The organism is Microbacterium songi (assembly GCF_042747925.1).
GTDB lineage: Bacteria > Actinomycetota > Actinomycetes > Actinomycetales > Microbacteriaceae > Microbacterium.
This window is the reverse complement of record NZ_JBHZIE010000011.1, coordinates 64,376-82,952: the sequence shown is the minus strand read 5'-3', so window position 1 is coordinate 82,952 and position 18,577 is coordinate 64,376. Positions and strand designations below refer to the sequence as shown.

Genomic DNA, 18,577 nt, shown 5'->3' with positions numbered 1-18,577 from the left:
TGCTCCGTTCGCAGATCAGCTCGGGGCGCCCGCGGCATCAGCACGCGCGAACGCCGGTCGTCGTGCGCCTACCGTGACGCAGAAACCTTCCCCGAGGTCAAGGATATCGCCGCGGCTGAGAGGAACCTCGACGCCCGCGTGCACGAGGCGGGGGGCGCCGTCGCCGGAGAAGAGCAGGGTGCCGTTCGTCGAGCCCAGATCGCGGGCGGTGGCCGAGGATCCGCTGATCCTGATCTCGAGGTGCTCGCCCGAGATCTCACGCCGGGGCGACGGAACCACGACGTGGACGGCGTCGTCCAGACGGCCACGTCGGTGCCACGGCTTGCGGCCGAACACGATGGGCGCCCGATCGTCGAGCTCGCTGCCGTCGGGCAGGCCGAAGATCCAACCGGCAGGGCCGGATGCCGCGGGGGCGAGCGCGTCGGAGACGAGTGCGTGATCGCCGCCGCGGTCGCCGGTTCCGTGGTCGCCTGCCCCGCGGTCGCTTGTTCCGTGGCCACCCGTTCCGGTGTCGGCCGCGCCATGACCGCCTACTCCGCCGTCATCGTCGCGGCCGCGCGCGGCACCGAGGATGTCTGCGGCAGCATGCGCCGAGGCGCGAATCGGGAGCGGTGCGGGGAACGGCGCCGTCGGGCGACCCGCTGGGGGCTGCTCCGGAGTGGGCGCGGCGGGGTCAGTCGCTGCCGGTGCGGACTCGCCCGTCACGGGCACGTCCGTCACCGGTACGTCCGTCACCGGTTCGGCCGGGACGGGTTCGGCCGGGAGGAGCCGTGAGACGCGCTCCTGCGTCGGCTGCGGGTCCGGGCGACGGGCGGATTCGCGCCGCAGGATCGGCATCTGCCGTGTGGTCTCGTCCTCGGGGAGAAGTCCCGGCCGCGGGGGCACGCCGTCTTCGATCGCGAAGTCGACGCGCGTTGCACGCACGACCCCGCTGCGCAGCGGCAGTGCGTCGAGGTCGGGGGCATCGGGGGCACGCAGGGTGAAGCGGTGCACGCCGCTCGCCTCGGTCATGCTCCAGTCGGGTCTGCTCGGACCGCCGAGCCTCGTCGACCCGCCGCCGCCCATCTCCACGGAGAACGCGCCGCGCACGGCGGCGCGGAGCGTGCGCTCGCGCGCCTGCCGGAGCTCGACGATCGCGACGGCCGCGCCGACATCGGCACCCGCGATCGCGTCGAGCGCAGCATCCAGCCCGCCGTCCTCGTCCTGCAGCTGCCGGTACAGGGCCGTCACGAAGTCCACGCCCGCGGACCGGTCGATCAGGACGACGACATGATCGGCGATCAACGCGAATCCGGCGTCCTCCCCGCCGGCCGTGTACGTGAACACGGCTCAGGCGCCCTTCAACCGCTCCGCGAGGTAGGCGCGCAGACCCTCGAGCGGTACGCGCTCCTGGCCCATGGTGTCGCGGTCGCGGACGGTCACCGCGCGGTCTTCGAGGGAGTCGAAGTCGATCGTCACGCAGAACGGGGTGCCCACTTCGTCCTGTCGGCGGTAGCGTCGGCCGATGGCGCCGGCGTCGTCGAAGTCGATGTTCCAGTGCCCGCGCAGGTCGGCGGCCAGTTCGCGGGCGATCGGCGAGAGCTGCTCGTTGCGCGAGAGCGGCAGCACCGCGACCTTCACCGGGGCCAGTCGCGGATCGAGCTTGAGGACGGTGCGGACGTCGGTGCCGCCCTTCGCGTTGGGCGCCTCCTCCTCGTGGTAGGCGTCGACGAGGAACGCCATCATGGCGCGCGTCAGGCCGAACGACGGTTCGATCACGTAGGGCGTGTAGCGCTCGCCGCTGGCCTGATCGAAGTAGGTGAGGTTCGTGCCGGATGCCTCGGAGTGGTTGGTGAGGTCGAAGTCGGTACGGTTGGCGACGCCCATGAGCTCGCCCCACTGCTTGCCCGCGAACCCGAATTCGTACTCGACGTCGATCGTGCCGGCGGAGTAGTGGGCGCGGTCCTCTTCGGGCACGTCGATGCGCCGGAGGTGCGCGGGGTCGATGCCGAGGTCGATGAACCAGTCCCAGCAGGCCTCCACCCAGTGCTCGAACCACTGCTGCGCCTCGGCGGGCGGCGCGAAGAACTCGATCTCCATCTGCTCGAATTCTCGTGTGCGGAAGATGAAGTTTCCGGGCGTGATCTCATTGCGGAACGCTTTGCCGACCTGGCCGACCCCGAACGGCGGCTTCTTCCGCGAGGAGGTGAGCACGTTGCCGAAGTTCACGAAGATGCCTTGGGCGGTCTCCGGTCGCAGGAAGTTGACCGCGGATTCGTCGTCGACGACGCCGAGATAGGTCTTCATGAGGCCCGAGAACGCCTTGGGCTCGGTGTAGTCGCCCTTGACCCCGCAGTTCGGGCAGGGGATGTCGGCGAGGCCGTTCTCCGCGACGCGACCCTTGCGGGCTTCGAAGTCCTCGATGAGGTTGTCGGCGCGGAACCGCTTGTGGCAGTTGAGGCATTCCACGAGCGGATCGGTGAAGGTGGCGACGTGGCCCGACGCCTCCCACACCCGCTTGGGGAGGATGACCGAGGAATCCAGTCCCACCATGTCGCCGCGGCCGCGGACGAAGGTCTGCCACCACTGCCGGCGGATGTTCTCCTTCAGCTCCGTGCCGAGCGGGCCGTAGTCCCACGCGGACCGGGATCCACCGTAGATCTCACCCGCTTGGAACACGAACCCCCGGTGTCGGGCGAGGGCGATGACCTTATCGAGGCGGGACTGTTCGGCCATGGTGGCTCCAATGGTCGGGTTGCGTGCGTGGAGGGGGTGTGCGCGCGTTCACCCGACAACGGACGGATGCCGCGGCATCCGTCGATTCTAGTTGAGAAGGGGCTCTTCCCCGGGTCCGGTCGGTGTCGCGATGAACCCCACGCGCCCACGGAATGACACGAACGAACGCGCGTCGAACCGGCAACGCCCTTCCGTGGGCGAGCGCACGGTCACTGCGCGTCGGCGGCGGAGTTCTCCTTATCGCTCGCGGGCGCGTCGTCCCGCGTGTCGGCCGCGCGCGGAGCACGGTCGATGGGCGGCTCGTCCGCCATTCGCGAGAGTGTGCGAGGTCTTCCGTCTTTACGTCGGGACATACCCCAAGTCTCGTCTCCACCGAGGCGGCCCGGGTCGATCGACGGGGAGCAGACGGGGCGCGGCCGGGAGCACGTCCGACGCGCTTCAGGTGGACGAGCGGCGCCTGCGGGGCGCGGCCGAGCGTGGAGGGGCCGCTCGCATGTGATCGCGTGCTCGACCGAGCACCTCGGCGAGCCGCTCGACATCGGCGCGCGCGAGAGGTGCGAAGAGCATCTCATCGAGAAGGGCGATGTGTCCCGGAAACACCTGCGCCAGGATCCTCCGGCCGGAGTCGGTGATGGTGACGGTGGTGCTGCGTTCGTCGTCCGACGACGGAGTCCGCGTGACCAGCCCTCGTTGTTCCAGCGTCTGAGCCTGATAGGTGAGGCCGCTTCGGCTGTAGACGACCCCGTCGGCCAGGTCCGTCATGCGGTGACTGCCGTCCGCCGAGTCACCCAGCCGGGCCAGCAGCTGGAACTGCACATAGCTGAGATCGCCGGCGTCCCGCAGCTGCTGCTCGACCGCGTGCCTGAGCAGGCTGCTCACCTCGATGAGCGAGAAGTACGCGCCCAACTCCGTGGGATCGAGGGAACGGGACTGTTCGGGCATGCCGACAGCCTACGGCGTGTTACGAACTCAAAGCACTTGCTTCGAATCTGAAGCAGTGATACATTCATCCTTGTTGCTTCGTATTCGAAGCACTTACCGAACGAAAAGAGAACATCATGATGAAGGCAGTGCGTTTCCACGAGTTCGGGGGCCCCGAGGTTCTCCGCTACGAAGACGCCGACCGACCTGTCGCGGGCGCAGGGCAGGTTCTGATCCGCGTCGCCGGGTCGGCGTTCAACCCGGCCGATTCCGGTATCCGCGGCGGTACGCTGCCCTTCCCGGTGGCGCTGCCCCACGTGCCCGGCTACGACGTCTCGGGAACCATCGAGGCTCTCGGTGAGGGCGTGAACGACCTCGTGGTCGGAGACGACGTGGTGGGCTTCCTTCCGATGGGAGCGGACGGGTCCGCCGCCGAGTACGTCGTCGCCCCGGCCGACGTCCTCGTGAAGGCCCCCACCAGCATCGACCTCGCTGACGCCGCGGCATTCCCGTCGGTCGCACTCACGGCTTGGCAGGCGCTGTTCGATCTGGGCGGCCTCACGAGCGGTCAGCGGGTGCTGATCGCCGGCGCCGGCGGATCGGTCGGCGGATATGCCGTCCAACTCGCTGCGCACGCCGGGGTGTACGTCATCGCCACCGCGAGCCCGCGCAGCCGCGATGCCGTGACGGCAGCCGGCGCGGCCGAGATCATCGATCACACGCGAAGCACCATTCCCGAGTCGGTCAGTGAACCCGTGGATATGCTGCTCAACCTCGCGCCCCTCAGCCCCGGGGAGTTCGAGGCGTTGGTTCCGCTCGTTCGCGACGGCGGGATCGTCGTGGCCACCACGGCCTGGATGGACACCCCCGGCGACGCCGCACGGGGAGTCCGGACGGCGAGCGTGTTCGTGCAACCGGACGTCGACAAACTGGCACGACTGGTCGGCCTGATCGACAGCGGCGAGCTCGTCGTCGACGTGGCTCAGCGCGTCCCCCTGAGCGAGCTTCCGATGATCCACGTGGAAGCGGCGACGGGGAACCTCCACGGCAAGGTCGTCGTGATGCCCGCCGCCCACTGAGCCACCCACAGACCGGGCCGGGCGTACACTCGGGCGCGTGAACACTCGTGTGCGGCCTTCGGGCGTGGGGAGGTCGTCGACGCACACCGCGTCGACAGGCGAGCGAGCCTGAGGCTCATCCGCCACGACGCCCGCCGAGCGTGTCCGCGCTCCGGCCGGCACCCGCCTTCGGGCACCCCTCCCTCACGAACGTCGCCACGCGGCGACCGCACAGAAAGCACGCGCATGCGCATTTTCACCGAGGCCCAGGTCCGGGCATCCTTCCTCAACGCGTCCCGCAGCGAACGCAAGAACATCGCGCTGCCCGCAGACTTCGACGAGCTCGACTTCGGCACGCGGGACTATCTCGGCTGGCGGGACCCCAAGCTCCCGAACGTCAGCTACATCGTGGCCGATATCGACGATGAGCCTGTCGGGCTGCTCCTGCGTCAGACCGATTCGCGCGCCCGCAGCCGGCCGCAGTGCTCCTGGTGCGCCGACGTCCAGCTGCCCAACGACGTGGTGTTCTACACGACGAAACGGGCAGGTGACGCCGGCCGGCGCGGCGACACGGTGGGCACGCTGATCTGCGAGAACTTCGAATGCTCGCGGAACGTGCGCATTCTGCCCCCGAGCGCCTACCTCGGCTTCGACCGCGAAGCGGCCCGCGATCGGCGCATCGACGCACTGCGGAAGCACGTCGAGGGATTCGTCCGAGACGTCCGCGGCGACTTCTGAGCCTCGCGCCGCTCCGGGTCCTCTAGCCCCGCAGCCTCATCGCCTCGGCGAGCGGTCCCCGGAGCCACTCCTCGATCTCGCGCTGCGAGCGGAGCCGCACGACGGTGAGGTGCGGATGCTCGGCCTCCAGCTGCGGCACCTGCCGGGCGTACTTCTTCCTCGTGGCGAACGCCCAGCGCACGATGTGCTCGGGGTCGGTGAAGAAGGTCCACAGCGGCGGTTCGATGTTGCCGTTCCAGAGCACCTCCCGGCGGACGCGCCGCCGGAGGGTGCGCCGGACGACACGCGGCAGCGTGACCGTGAGGAACGGCGGGTCGAGCCAGACGATCAGGTCGGCGCGCTCCGAGAGCAGCGGCCGCGCGGTGGAGTACTGCCACTCCGTCGTCCACGCCTCCCCCGCGACCAGGGCGCGCACGTCGCTCTGGAACTCCTCCCGAGGAGTCCAGCCCGGACCGTGGAACAGCGCGTCGATCTCGGTGTGGGGAGCGTCGAGCGCGGCGGCGATCCGCGCGGCGAGCGTCGTCTTGCCCGTACCGGACACACCGGCGACCACGACCCTCCGAGGGCGGTATCCGAGTGGTTCGTCGAAGCTCCGCACGATCAGCATCGTATCCGGCCGTCAGCGCCGGGTCCGCGGCGCCCCCGCGGCATCCCCCCGCCTCCGCCGCAGGACGCGCCCCGCCTAACGTCTCGCCGCGGCCCTGTAAACCCCCGCGCCGGTATCGCACCCCGCGTCTAGCGTCGAGGACATGACTTCCACGTCCTCTGTATTCGCACCGCACCGCGCCATCGTCACCGCCTCCGATTCCGGCATCGGCCGTGCCACCGCCCTGGCCCTGGCGGACGCCGGAATGGACGTCGGTGTCACGTGGCACAGCGACAAGGAGGGCGCCGAGGAGACGGCGGAGGGGGTGCGCTCCCGCGGCCGGAAGGCGTTCGTCGTGCAGTTCGACGCGACCGACCTCGACGGGGCGGCGGCCGTCATCGACGGGCTCATCGACGACCTGGGCGGCCTCGACGTGTTCGTCAACAACGCCGGCGGCGGCTCGGGCGGCGCGTTCCTCGACCTCTCGGTGGAGGATTGGCGGGCGGATGTCGCGCTCAACCTCGACGGCGCCTTCGTGGGGCTGCAGGCCGCCGCGCGGCACATGGCGAAGGCCGACGCAGGCGGGCGACTGATCGCCGTGAGCAGCGTGCACGAGCACGCCCCGCGGGCGGGATCCGCGGCCTACGTCGCCGCCAAGCACGGCCTGGGCGGGCTCATCAAGACGATGGCGCTCGAGCTGGGTGCGCAGGGCATCACGGTCAACGCGGTCGCTCCCGGTGAGATCGCCACACCGCTCAACGACATGACCTCGGAAGAGGCCGAACAGACGCGGCGTCCCGGCATCCCGCTGGCCCGCCCCGGCCGCGCCGAAGAGATCGCCGGAGTCGTCGCCTTCCTCGCCTCCCCGGCCTCGAGCTACGTCAGCGGCGCCAGCTGGGTCGTCGACGGCGGAATGCTGCTGATGGGACCGCAGGCGGGATCGCACCTCGAGAGCGACGACTGGCGTCGCGGCTGACGGCGCGGCGCGAGTGCGACATCGCCCTCAGTTCGCGGGGCCGTCGCCCGACGCGTCGTCGAACTGGCGCTCCCAGTCGCGCAGCTCTTTCCGTCCGCCGATAAGCCCGTCCAGAGAAACCTGGAACTGCAGGCCGCGGCGGGCGTTGACCTGCTTGATGTTCTCGACCAGTTCTTCTGAGACCGCGGTGACGGCGCCGCGGACCTCGTCGATGCGGCCTCCGGGATCGTCCCAGAGGTTCGGGTGGGTCAGGATGTCGAGGAGGTAATCCCGGTCGAGCGCAGCCGTGAGCTTGCGGAGCTTGTCGTCGTATTCGGTGGCGGCGATGCCGCTCTGTTCGTCGTTCCGCCTGCCGAGCCGGGCGAAGAGTTCGGTCACATTCGCCGCGATCACGGCGATCTCAGCGCCCGTCTGCGCAGCGATCCCATTGCCGCGCGCCCCGACGGCGTCGTATTCGCCGCTGAGCGCCTGAAGCGCCGCGACGTGAGCGCGCATCTCGTCAGGCAGGCCGCGCCCGGCCCCGTCGGCTCGCGATCGTCGGCCGCGCACGACGCCCCACGTCACCCCGATCACCGCGACGAGGGCGACGACCACGAGCACGACCCCGATGAGGGGTCCGCCGTCCGACCCAGCCGCCGGCGATGGCTGATCGGAGGCCGCGACCACGCTCTGGATCGTCTCGGTCAGCGCTTGGCCGACGGAAGTGGCAGACCCTTCGGCCTGATTGGCCATGCGCATGGCCTCACCGGCCGGCTCGATCACGCGCGAACCCGCGGAGAGGTCGTCACCCACCGCGACGATGATGGTGTCGTACCCGGTGCGTTCGGCGAGCTGCGACACGATCTCGGGTCCGGATGCCTCGAGCGCGGCGTTGTCCGAGAAGACGGCGACGCCGATCGAGGCATCCGAGATCTGCTGCTGCAGGGACGAGGTCAGCGCAGCGGCGCCGTCGACCTCGGAAGAGACGAAGACGTGCCCCTGCGCGAGCCCATCGACCGCATCATCGACATAGCCGCCGGCGTCGGTGAACACGAATCCCATGCTGCGCTCGTCAGAAGTTGTTGATGACGGACGCGAAGACGAGATCGATCTTCTTCGCGTCGGATGCGTCGAACCATTGGCCGCCGGTCGCTTCGGCGATGCGCTGCAGCGCTCCGGTGTCGGCGCCTTCGCCGTACGCGATCGGGAAGATGCGCACCGGTGCGTCGTCGCCGCCTTCGCGCGACGCGGTGCCGATCTTGGCGACCAGCGAATCAAGCGAGATCGCCGAGTCGGTGTCCTGGCCGTCCGACAGCACCACGATCGCGTTGATGCGGCCGGGCTCGGCCCGCGCGGTCATCTCGTCGTAGGCGGCCGAGATCGCGTCGTACAGCGGGGTGCCCTGCCGGTCGGCGAAGCGCAGATCATCGAGCGACGAGCTCAGGGACTCGAGATCGGATGCCAGCGGCGTGACGTCGCGGATGACACCGATTCCGTTGCCCGCCGCCGAGGAGATACCCGTCGTGAACGCCCACACGCCGACGTCGTCGCTTGGGCGGAAGTGGTCGAGGGTGGACTGCGCGCCCTCGATCGCGCCGTCGAGCTTGGAGCGGCCATCGCCGATCGAGTCGTCCATCGACCCCGAGATGTCGATCACTTCGAGTACGGACGAGGGCTTGCGGATCTGCGTCCACTGGTCGATCGCGGCGGACACCACGTCGACGCCGGGACGCGGCAGGGTGATCGCGGGCTGCGCCGGGTCGACGCCGTAATCGGTGGTGAACAGCTCGCCGAGCGGCACCGATTCGTCCAGCGGGCGGAAGCCGAAGCCGGGCAGGATCTTCTGCGCGTCCGCGGTTTGGACGAACGCCGCGAAGGCGGCCCCTGCGGTGCGCTGCTCGTCGGTGACCCACGACGCACCGAGCACGGTGATCGGGTTGTCCGACCACATCGAGCCACCCTTCGGGTAGACCGCGACGAGCTTCTCCTTCGGCGGGGTCAGGGTCTCACCCGGCTGCACGGTGTGCGAGTCGGGGTTGCCCTGGTTGTAGTTCAGCAGCGACGTCTCCTCGAGCGCCACAGCCGAGACGTAGCCCGATCCGCCGGCGCCGTTCTGCGACTCCTCGGCCAGGGTCGTCAGCACCTTGCCCGTGGTGTCGCCGTAGTGGATGACGCATTCCTCGAACACCCGCGAGAACTCGGCCGCCGCCGCGACATCGGCCGTCGTCAGGTCCGATGTCTTTCCGGATGCTTCGTACGACTGCATCAGGATGGCCGAGAGTCCCGTGGTGGAGGTGTTCGGGTTCGTCTTGGAGATCTTGAACGATCCCCAAATGGACTTTCCGACACTGCCCCAACCCTCGGGGTCGGAACAGAGTCGCTCGAGATCGGCGATCCCGATCGGTGTGCCGGGCCAACCGAGGGCCCGCGCCATGGTCTCGGGCACGCCGAACACGACGGGCGTGTGAGTGAAGGACGCGGGCTCGCCGACGAGTGCAGGCGACGCGGCGGCGGCCACACGCTCGGTCCACACGGTCGAGGCCGGCGACCACATCGTGGGCCACCGACGGTTGTCGGCGTCGGGCCAGTCGCCGCCGGCGGTCAGGTTGCGGGTGGCATCGCCGGACGACACGTTGATGGGGCGGACGGTCGCACAGGTGTCGAGCGCCTTCGCCTCGGGTGACTCCTTGAAGGCCGCCGCGAGCGCGTCGAGCATGTTGACCTTCTCCGATGACGTCGCGACGACCACGCTCGTGCAGCCGTCGTCGGCGAAGTCGCCTCGATCGCTTCCGCCGTTGTCGTCGGTTCCGGCGGTGCAGGCACTCAGCGCGAGCGCCATCGTCATCCCCGCGGTGAGCAGGGCAAGACCTCGACGGGGGCGGGACGTGGGTGTCGCCGTGGTGCTGCGGCGCGGCCGGGCTGACATGTGCTCAGCCTATGCGTCGGCTGGGATTCGGGCGATGACTCCGGGCGCTCGGGGCGGCGATGCCGGTAGGCTCGTCTGCGTGTTGACCTGTCGTTGTTGTCGCTGAGTGCCTCCGGCACCCCTCCCGCGACCCCGACACCTTCCGCCCCTGCGCGGCAACACCCAAGGATTCCTCTCGTGCGTTACGCCTCCAGCGTGGCCGACCTCGTCGGCAACACTCCTCTCGTCCGGCTCGATCGCGTCACCGACGGCATCGCAGCGACGGTCCTCGCCAAGGTCGAGTACTTCAACCCCGGCGGCTCGTCGAAGGATCGCATCGCCCGCACCATCATCGACGCCGCCGAACGCGACGGCCTCCTGAAGCCCGGCGGCACGATCGTCGAGCCGACGAGCGGCAACACCGGTGTCGGCCTCGCGCTGATCGCCCTGCAGCGCGGCTACCGCATGGTCTTCGTCGTCCCCGACAAGTTCGCGGGCGAGAAGGTCGCGGTACTGCGGGCCTACGGCGCCGAGGTGGTCGTCACCGACACCCGGGTGCCGCCCGAAGACCCTCGTTCCTACTACAGCGTGTCCGACCGCCTGGCCCGCGAGATCCCGGGGGCGTTCAAACCAGACCAGTTCGCGAACCAGAACGGCCCTCGCGGCCATTACGACAGCACCGGGCCGGAGATCTGGCGCGACACCGACGGCCGGGTGACGCACTTCGTGGCGGGCGTCGGCACCGGGGGCACCATCACCGGTACGGGACGCTACTTGCGGGATGCCTCGGCGCAGACGGTGCGGATCGTCGGGGTCGAGCCGGAGGGCTCGCTGTATTCCGGTGGCCCCGTGCACGGGTACGACGTCGAGGGTGTCGGAGAGGACTTCTGGCCCGCGACCTTCGACCCGACCGTGGTGGACGAGTTCCACCGCGTCTCGGATGCGGAGTCGTTCGCGATGACGCGACGCCTGGCGCGTGAGGAGGGACTCCTCGTGGGCGGGTCCAGCGGCATGGCCGTGGTGGGCGCCCTCCGCGCCGCCCGCGACCTGCCCGGCGATGCCGTCGTGGTCGTCCTCCTCCCCGACCACGGACGCAGCTACCTCACCAGGATCTTCGACGACGACTGGATGCGTGACCACGGCTACGACGTCGCCGCCCACGGAGACCGCCACCCCGCGGCATCCGTCCCCCACATCTCTCACGAAGGAGAACACGCATGAGCCAGCCCTCGTCCGCCACCCCCCGCGGCTTCGACACCCGGGCGGTGCACGCGGGTCAGGAGTTCGACCCCACGACCGGGGCCGTCATCCCGCCGGTGCACTTCTCGACGACGTATGCCCAGGACGGCATCGGCGGTCTGCACGCCGGGTACGAGTACGGCCGAAGCGGCAACCCGACGCGCACGGCGCTCGAGGAGCAGCTCGCGGCGATCGAAGGCGGCGCCCACGGGCTGTCGTTCGCGTCTGGCCTCGCCGCGGAGGACGCACTGCTGCGCGCGGTGCTCAAGCCGGGTGATGAGGTGCTGCTCAGCAACGACGTCTACGGCGGCACGTACCGCCTGCTCGCCCGCGTGCTCGCCCCCTGGGGCGTGGGGCTGCGGATCGTCGACATGAGCGACCTGAGCGCCGTCGCCGCTGCGCTCGAGGAGCGGCCGGCGCGCATCGTCTGGGTCGAGACGCCGAGCAACCCGCTGCTGCGGATCACCGACATCGCCGGACTCGCCCGGCTCGGCCATCAGGCGGGCGCCCTCGTCGTCGTGGACAACACCTTCGCCTCCCCGGCTCTGCAGAACCCGCTCGCCCTGGGGGCCGACGTCGTCGTGCATTCCACCACCAAGTACCTCGGCGGCCACTCCGACGTGGTCGGTGGCGCCCTCGTGACCAACGATGACGCCCTCGCCGAGCAGGCGAAGTTCCTGCAGTTCGCGGCGGGCGCCGTCTCGGGCCCGCTCGACGCCTGGCTCACCACGCGCGGCATCAAGACCCTCGGCGTGCGCATGCAGCGTCACAGCGAGAACGCGCAGGCGATCGCGGAGTTCCTCTCGGGGCACGACCACGTCGCGCGGGTGCACTACCCCGGCCTGACGTCCCACCCCGGCCACGATCTGGCGGCGGCGCAGATGTCCCGCTTCGGCGGAATCGTGTCGGTGGAGCTCGCCGACGGCGCCACCGCCCGGCGCTTCGCGGAGTCCACCCGGCTCTTCCAGCTGGCCGAGTCGCTCGGTGGCGTGGAATCGCTCATGAACTACCCCGACGCGATGACGCACGCCTCGGTGCGGGGCACCGAACTCGCCGTCCCCGAGGAGCTCGCGCGCCTGTCGGTCGGGATCGAGAGCGTCGACGACCTCATCACCGACCTCGACGAGGCGCTCGCAGGGCTCTGACCAGACCCCGTCGGGCGCGCCTGCTCAGCGCCGGACGGTCTCGCGGGCCACGGTGAAGTCCTCCAGGGCGATCTCGTCGATCTGCACCCCGATCCCGTGCCCGGTCGGCACGCGGACGTGTCCGTCTTCGAGCACCGCCGGTTCGGTGACGATGTCGCGGGCGTAGAAGCGACTCGAGGCCGACACGTCCCCCGGCAGCGTGAAGCCGGGAAGTGCGGCGATGGCGGCGTTGGCCGCGCGGCCGATGCCGGTCTCGAGCATGCCTCCGCACCACACCGGGATCGCGGCATCCCGACACAGATCGTGGATCGCGACCGCCTCGAGATAGCCGCCGACCCGTCCGGCCTTGATGTTGACGACGGATGCCGCCGCCAGGGCCAGCGCGTCGGCAGCGGCCTTGCGCGACACGATCGATTCGTCCAGGCACACCGGGGTGCGCAGCGCCCGGGCGAGGGTGGCGTGGTCGACGATGTCGTCCTCCTGCAGCGGCTGCTCGATCAGGAGGAGATCGAATCGGTCGAGCTCGGCCAGGGTGTCGATGTCGGCGAGCGTGTAGGCCGAGTTCGCGTCGACCTGCAGCGGGATGCCGCCGAATGCCTCGCGCAGCGCGGCCGTCTCGGCGATGTCGCGGCCCGGCTTGATCTTGATCTTGATGCGCACGTAGCCTTCGTCCAGATATCCGCCGACGACGTCGACGAGCGCCGCCGGATCGCGCTGGATGCCGACGCTCACCCCGCTCGGGACCCGGTCGTGCACCGCACCCAGGTATTCGCCGAGCACCCGGCCTTCGGCGCGGAGTCCCGCGTCGAGCACGGCGAGTTCGATCCCCGCCTTCGCCATGCGGTGTCCCACGAACGGCGCGAGTACTCCGGACACCTCCTCCGGCGCGACCGTGCCCTGCGCGAGCAGTGCGGGCACGAGGAATCGACGCGCAACATCCCATGCTCCCTGCGTGTACTCGCTCGAATAGAGCGGCGCCGCCGCGGTGACGATCTCGCCCCATCCCTCGCCGTCGGTCGTCAAAGCGCGCACGACGATCGCTTCGCGCACCTCTTCGGTGCCGAAGCTCGTGGTGAAGGGTGCGACGAGGGGGATCCGGAGCACGCGCAGCTCGAATCCTTCGAGGGAGACGGATGCGGCAGGCCGGGCGATGGGCATGGGCTCAGGTTAGTGGGGCCGGGGCTGCCGGACGTCGGAGATGCACCGGAAGCCGGGCCGATCCACCGAATCCCCCCGGACTTCAGCAGATGCCCGGCTTCCGGCGAGTCCCGTGACCCGGAGGAAGCAGCGATGTGCGCCCGGAGGCCGGGCTGGTCCGTCGATTCCTCCCCAGGTGTCGACGGATGCCCGGCCTCGGGCGGCTCCCTCAGCGCCTCAGAAGGCGGCCAGGTCGCGGACCGGCACGAAGGTGGTGCGCGCGGCGCGCGGCTGGAGGGCCTTCGCGCTGCGACTCACCGACTGCCGTGGAACAGCGGAACCCGGGTTCGACGGATGCATGCGGCGCGTGGCCCGCTCCAGGTATGCCCGCATGTCCATCTCCCGTGTCCGTGACGGCGACCCTGCGGCCGCTCGCGCTTGTTCTTCGGAGACGAGGAGCGATCGGATGGCTCCCTGATACATCGGTGTTCAGATCGATCATCACGGCCGGATGAACAGGTACCCGCGCTCATCGTCGAAGCCGCCGATGACGAGCCCGTCAGCGAGATGACCGAGCACGGCCTCGCGGACGCGGATGCGCCAGGCCGCGGCATCCGATGGCGACTCGTCGCGGAGAGCGGCGATGTCGTGCGGCACCTCGACGGTGGCGACGACCCGGTCACCCGTGGGAGTGGGCACCGGCGGAGCAGCGAGCGCCCACGACACCATGATGCGATCGGACTCGTCGCCGCGGTTCACTCCGTCGTCCATCGGGCCGTACTGGTTGACGAGGTACTCGGTCGCGCGCACCCCCAGCACCCGGAAGTTGAAGTGCGCATTGCGAGAGACGAGCGGATCGAACGTCCAGGTGATGTGTCCGACGTCGCGCGCGAACGCCCATTCCCGCTGATGCTGCTTGATCAGGCGCCCGAGTCCCTGGCTCTGCAGACCCGGCAGCACTCCGGTGATGTGCGAGTGCATCGAGCGGGCTGCGGGTGCGGCGAAGAAGGCGACGGATGCCCCGACCATCGTGTCGCCGTCGTAGAGCCCGACCGCGTAGTTGCCGGCATGGGCGAGCGCGCGCAGCAGGTTCGGCGGCATTCCCGAGCGGTCTCCGCCCCAGACCTCGCCGAGGACCGCGGATGCCTCGAAGACCTGCGCGACGGTGGCGAGCTCGCGGATCTCGAGGGCGGAGGAGGGTTCGTGGTCGGCCATCCCGTCAGTCTGGCACCCGGTCGCGGCCGTCGCCCTCCCCCGGCGTCGCGGTTCCCGCCCCGTTCCCTCGTTCGCCTCCCATTCGCCGCGAACCCCTCCCGTTCGCGCAGAGGGGCAGCGGAGATCAGGGCGGCGCGCGGGGTTCAGCGCGTCGTCGTGACGTGCTCGGCGAACAGCCCGGGCCAGGCCATGATGCCGTACGGGCTGCGGGCCACGACGAGGCGGCTCGAGTCGATCGTCTCGTGCAGCCTGTTGGCGGTCTTCATCGGGTGGGCCTGGTCTCGCGTCCACGCGAGGATGAGCGTCGGCGCCTGGATGCGGGCGATCTGCTTGCGCGGGGGCAGATCTGTCGAGGCGGCGCCGCGCATCACGGTCGGCAGCAGCGCCTCGTCCACCCGCGGACGCGTCTCCGGCGCGTAGGCCAGCGCCGGCGGAACGGGTGCGGTGCTCCCCTGCTCCACGAACGCGCTCAGCCCGAGGCGCTCGACGAGCCGCGCGTTGTCGAGGTAGCGCGCGGCCTGGGCGCGCCGCGTCTTCCAGGCCGTCGGCGGGGTCACGAAGGTGAGGCTCGCGAACCTCTTGGGACGCCGCACCGCTGCGTGCAGCAGCGTGCCGGTGCCCATCGACGGCCCGACGCCGTGCACGCGCTCGTCAGGGGCGACGTGCTCGAGCAGAGCGAGCAGGTCACCCGCCAGGCGATCCCAGCGGTAGTCCGCGGCATCCCTCGTCCCCGTCGAGTTGCCGTGCCCACGGGCGTCGTACCGCAGCACGCGATGGCCGCGCAACGCACGCGACAGATCGAGTCCGAGCTGCGCGTCGCGGTCGCGCGAGGACGTGAGGCCGTGCAGCTGCACCACCAGCGGACCGGTCTCGCCGGCGATGTCGTAGTCCAGCACGGCGCCGCGGACCTCGAGAGTGGGCAACGGTCCTCCGGGGGTGCGGAACGGGCGGGATGTCGCAGAGTCGAAACGTCGTCCATTTAGACTACGGCGCCATGCGCCTCACCAACGTCGCCCTCATCTCCCTGCCTCCGGGCCGGGTGATGAGCTACGGCTTCGATGAGGCGGGGGCGGATGCGGCATCCGTGCCCGTCTCGTTCGATCAGGGGCGTCACGTGGGTGAGGGCGATCGACCCGGATCCTGGATGGCGATCGCCTTCCGTGTGCCGGAGGCGGCCGCGACCCCCCGCGGGCCGGTGACGGATCCGAGCGCCCGCCTGCGCGCCGAGCTCGCGACGGCGTGGGACGCCGTCGTCGCCCGGCACGGAACGCTGCGCACGGCCTTCTCGCCCGGCGGAGGTGACGGGGCCGGAGCCGGCGGCGACGCCGTGCGCCTGCATGAGATCCCCCTCGGCCCCGGGCGGTGGCAGGAGCATTCCGCCGCCGACGACGGCGAGGAGGAGGCACGCCGGATCGTCCGGCGGGTGTTCGATGCGCACTGCCGGCCGTTCGCGCGTCCGTCGCACCGGCTGATCGTCGTCGAGCCCCCGCCCGGGGCCGAGAACGGGGGTGACGCCGAGTCCGCCATCGATCCCCGACCCGTCGTATTGATCGGCTCCGACCACTCCCACGTCGACATGTGGTCGCTGCAGGTACTCGTCCGCGACCTCGTCACGTGCCTGGATGACGTGCGCGGGGGGCGGGATCCGGGCGCGGCGCTCGAGCCGGCGACCCCCTTCGCCGTCCACACCGCGCAGCTGGCCGCCGCCGGGCCGGCGCCCGCCGAGGTTCAGCAGCGGTGGGCGGGGGTGCTCGCCCGCGGCGACGGATCGATGCCGGTGTTCCCGATGCCGCTGGGCGACCTGTCGCAACGGCGACCCGAAGTCGTGGAGGTGCACGATCTGCTCGACGCAGCCGAGCTCGACGCCTTCGAGGCACGGGCGGCCGCGGCGGGGGTGCGCCTCATCTCGCTGTCGGTGTCGCTGCTGACGACGGTGACGGCCGAGGTCGCGGCGTCCGCTCTGCGCGCGGTTTTCCCGGTGCACAGCCGGCACGACGAGAGCTGGCACGGGGCGGTCGGCTGGTTCATCACGAACGCGGTGCTGGAGTGCGACGACCCCGACCCCGCCGCGTGCGCGGCGGCCGTGAAGCAGTCCCTCGCGCTCGGGTCCTACCCGCTGGCGCCGATCTTCGGTCCGAGCGGCATGCCCGCGGGGCCGGGGATGTTCGCGCTCTCCTGGCTCGACGCGCGACGGCTGCCGGTGCAGCTGGATGACGCGCTCCGCGTGCAGCACGTGTCAGCGGTGATCCCGACCGACGGGGTGATGGTGTGGTTCATCGTGAACGGGAGCGGGCTGCATCTGCGGGTTCGCTACCCCGACACACCCGAAGCCCGGGCGAGTCTGCGCCGGTGGATCGAGGCGGTCGACGGGGCCTTCCGCGCCTCGGCCCGGGAGGCATCGCTCCGCCGATAGCCTGAAGTGATGGGCTCCGGGCGTGACGATCGTAGAAATCTGACCCGGATGCCCCGCCAGGGCGCGGTGATCGCCGTGCTCGCGATCGCGGGGCTCGCGTCGTCGTTCATGTTCACGCTCATGGTGCCGATCCAGTCGAAGCTGCCCGAGTTGCTGCACGCGAGCCGCGAGGACACGGCCTGGGTCGTCACCGCGACGCTGCTCGCGGCCGCGGTCGTGACGCCGATCTCGGGGCGCCTCGGCGACATGTACGGCAAGCGGCGGATCGTGCTGGTGCTCGTGGCGGTGATGGTGCTCGGATCGGTCATCGCCGCCCTGTCGCCGGGCATCATCGGAGTGATCGTCGGCCGCGCGCTGCAGGGGGCGATCACCGGCGTGATCCCGCTCGGCATCGCCATCCTGCGCGATGTGCTGCACGAGGAGCGCGTCGACTCCGCGATCGCGCTGATCAGCGCGACGCTGGGCGTGGGAGGCGCGCTCGGCCTGCCGATCAGCGCCGTCATCACCGAATACAGCGACTGGCACGTGCTGTTCTGGATGGCGGCGGGCCTCGGGGCGGTGGTCTTCGTGCTCGTGCTGTGGATCGTCCCGGTGAGCGTGCTGCGCACCGCCGGCCGGTTCGACTTCGTCGGCGCCGCCGGGCTCACCGTCGGACTCGTCGGTCTGCTGCTCGCGATCTCGCGAGGCAACGAGTGGGGCTGGACCTCGCCTGCGGTGCTGGTGTGCGGGGTCGGCGGCGTGGTCGTGCTGCTGGCGTGGGGCTGGTTCGAGCTGCGGATCGCCGAGCCGCTGCTCGATCTCCGCGTCGCCGCGCGCCGACCGGTGCTGCTGACGAACATCGCGTCGATCGCCATGGGCTTCTCGCTGTTCGCCTCGAACGTCGCGTACCCGCAGATGCTCGAGCTGCCCGTCTCGACCGGCGCGGGCTTCGGGCTGTCGCTGGTCGCGGCCAGCCTGATCATCATGCCGTCGGGCCTCGTGATGATGGTGCTCTCGCCCTTTTCGGGCCGCATGGCGCGCACGGTCGGACCCAGACTCCTCCTGGTGCTGGGTGCCATCTCGCTCGTCGTGGCGTACGCGTTCACCCTGGCGTTCTCGTCGGAGGTGTGGCACATCCTGGTCGCGAACATCATCATCGGCGTGGGCATCGGGTTCGGCTATGCCGCGATGCCCATGCTCATCATGCGCTCGGTGCCGCCGTCCGAGACCGGTGCGTCCAACGGCCTCAACGCGCTCTTCCGGTCGTTGGGCACCTCGACCGCGGCGGCGGTCATCGGCGCGGTGCTCGCGTCGTACTCGACCACCCTCGACGGCGTCCAGGTTCCGACGACCAGCGCCTTCACGATGTCGTTCGTACTCGGTCTCGGCGCCGCGGCGATCGCGTTCGTCGTGGCCCTGTTCATCCCCCGCGCCCGTGATCCGCACGAGCGGCACCCGTCCCTGCCCGAGGACAGCAGGCGGGATCCGCCGACGCGCTGAGACACCGGATGCCGCGGCATCCGGTGTCTCGTGTCACCCCACCCGGTGGGCGCGGAGCGCTACTCTGACGC

The 18,577-nt window shown here is 70.4% G+C and carries 17 protein-coding genes; 7 read left to right on the top strand and 10 right to left on the bottom strand.

The genetic code is table 11. The annotated features are described in order from the left end of the window. Nucleotides 1-15: 15 nt before the first annotated feature. From ACFM35_RS14260 to ACFM35_RS14250, 3 genes are all read right to left on the bottom strand, one after another. Nucleotides 16-1,326: an FHA domain-containing protein gene (locus tag ACFM35_RS14260; protein ID WP_378843195.1), complete on the bottom strand. Its 1,311-nt coding sequence runs from the start codon at nt 1,324-1,326 to the stop codon at nt 16-18. A 3-nt stretch (nt 1,327-1,329) separates the two neighbouring features. Beyond that, nucleotides 1,330-2,715 (bottom strand): glycine--tRNA ligase, encoded by a 1,386-nt coding sequence (locus tag ACFM35_RS14255; protein WP_378843193.1) that lies wholly within the window; start codon nt 2,713-2,715, stop codon nt 1,330-1,332. Between the two features lie 438 nt (nt 2,716-3,153). Continuing rightward, nucleotides 3,154-3,657 carry a MarR family winged helix-turn-helix transcriptional regulator gene (locus tag ACFM35_RS14250; RefSeq protein WP_378843191.1) on the bottom strand — a complete coding sequence of 168 codons (504 nt, stop codon included), beginning with the start codon at nt 3,655-3,657 and terminating at the stop codon, nt 3,154-3,156. A gap of 119 nt (nt 3,658-3,776) precedes the next feature. Here ACFM35_RS14250 and ACFM35_RS14245 point away from each other — a divergent pair, with 119 nt between their 5' ends. Continuing rightward, complete coding sequence (locus ACFM35_RS14245; RefSeq protein WP_378843616.1) at nt 3,777-4,715, top strand: NADP-dependent oxidoreductase; 939 nt, start codon at nt 3,777-3,779, stop codon at nt 4,713-4,715. 225 nt (nt 4,716-4,940) lie between these two features. Further along, nucleotides 4,941-5,432, top strand: a complete 492-nt coding sequence (locus ACFM35_RS14240) for an FBP domain-containing protein (protein ID WP_378843189.1) — start codon at nt 4,941-4,943, stop codon at nt 5,430-5,432. 22 nt (nt 5,433-5,454) lie between these two features. On the opposite strand, the gene ACFM35_RS14235 is transcribed toward ACFM35_RS14240, so the two are convergent. Next, nucleotides 5,455-6,030: a P-loop NTPase family protein gene (locus tag ACFM35_RS14235; protein WP_378843187.1), complete on the bottom strand. Its 576-nt coding sequence runs from the start codon at nt 6,028-6,030 to the stop codon at nt 5,455-5,457. Between the two features lie 151 nt (nt 6,031-6,181). Here ACFM35_RS14235 and ACFM35_RS14230 point away from each other — a divergent pair, with 151 nt between their 5' ends. Then, nucleotides 6,182-6,994, top strand: coding sequence for an SDR family oxidoreductase (locus ACFM35_RS14230; RefSeq protein WP_378843185.1), 813 nt, complete (start codon nt 6,182-6,184; stop codon nt 6,992-6,994). A 27-nt stretch (nt 6,995-7,021) separates the two neighbouring features. Here the strand turns inward: ACFM35_RS14230 and ACFM35_RS14225 are convergent, their stop codons facing one another. After that, nucleotides 7,022-8,035, bottom strand: coding sequence for a hypothetical protein (locus tag ACFM35_RS14225; RefSeq protein ID WP_378843183.1), 1,014 nt, complete (start codon nt 8,033-8,035; stop codon nt 7,022-7,024). A 10-nt stretch (nt 8,036-8,045) separates the two neighbouring features. Beyond that, nucleotides 8,046-9,899, bottom strand: coding sequence for a substrate-binding and vWA domain-containing protein (locus ACFM35_RS14220; protein ID WP_378843181.1), 1,854 nt, complete (start codon nt 9,897-9,899; stop codon nt 8,046-8,048). A 177-nt stretch (nt 9,900-10,076) separates the two neighbouring features. Here ACFM35_RS14220 and ACFM35_RS14215 point away from each other — a divergent pair, with 177 nt between their 5' ends. Together ACFM35_RS14215 and ACFM35_RS14210 are read left to right on the top strand one after the other, a co-directional pair. After that, complete coding sequence (locus ACFM35_RS14215) at nt 10,077-11,099, top strand: pyridoxal-phosphate dependent enzyme (protein ID WP_378843179.1); 1,023 nt, start codon at nt 10,077-10,079, stop codon at nt 11,097-11,099. Beyond that, the gene (locus ACFM35_RS14210; protein WP_378843177.1) at nt 11,096-12,262 is read left to right on the top strand and encodes a cystathionine gamma-synthase; all 1,167 of its coding nucleotides are present in this window, start codon (nt 11,096-11,098) and stop codon (nt 12,260-12,262) included. Before ACFM35_RS14215 ends, ACFM35_RS14210 begins: the two co-directional genes overlap by 4 nt. 24 nt (nt 12,263-12,286) lie before the next feature. On the opposite strand, the gene menC is transcribed toward ACFM35_RS14210, so the two are convergent. The 4 genes from menC to ACFM35_RS14190 form a co-directional block, all read right to left on the bottom strand. Next, the gene (gene menC, locus ACFM35_RS14205) at nt 12,287-13,420 is read right to left on the bottom strand and encodes an o-succinylbenzoate synthase (protein ID WP_378843175.1); all 1,134 of its coding nucleotides are present in this window, start codon (nt 13,418-13,420) and stop codon (nt 12,287-12,289) included. Nucleotides 13,421-13,636: 216 nt separating this feature from the next. After that, nucleotides 13,637-13,792, bottom strand: coding sequence for a hypothetical protein (locus ACFM35_RS14200; protein ID WP_378843173.1), 156 nt, complete (start codon nt 13,790-13,792; stop codon nt 13,637-13,639). Between the two features lie 108 nt (nt 13,793-13,900). After that, a complete protein-coding gene (locus ACFM35_RS14195) occupies nt 13,901-14,614 on the bottom strand; it encodes a GNAT family N-acetyltransferase (protein WP_378843171.1) in 714 nt (237 codons plus the stop codon). Between the two features lie 143 nt (nt 14,615-14,757). Then, nucleotides 14,758-15,537 carry an alpha/beta fold hydrolase gene (locus ACFM35_RS14190; RefSeq protein WP_378843169.1) on the bottom strand — a complete coding sequence of 260 codons (780 nt, stop codon included), beginning with the start codon at nt 15,535-15,537 and terminating at the stop codon, nt 14,758-14,760. A gap of 71 nt (nt 15,538-15,608) precedes the next feature. Between ACFM35_RS14190 and ACFM35_RS14185 the strand changes: the two genes are divergently transcribed. Further along, nucleotides 15,609-17,027 (top strand): peptide synthetase, encoded by a 1,419-nt coding sequence (locus ACFM35_RS14185; protein ID WP_378843167.1) that lies wholly within the window; start codon nt 15,609-15,611, stop codon nt 17,025-17,027. A gap of 48 nt (nt 17,028-17,075) precedes the next feature. Continuing rightward, nucleotides 17,076-18,506: an MFS transporter gene (locus ACFM35_RS14180; RefSeq protein WP_378843165.1), complete on the top strand. Its 1,431-nt coding sequence runs from the start codon at nt 17,076-17,078 to the stop codon at nt 18,504-18,506. Nucleotides 18,507-18,577 lie beyond the last annotated feature (71 nt).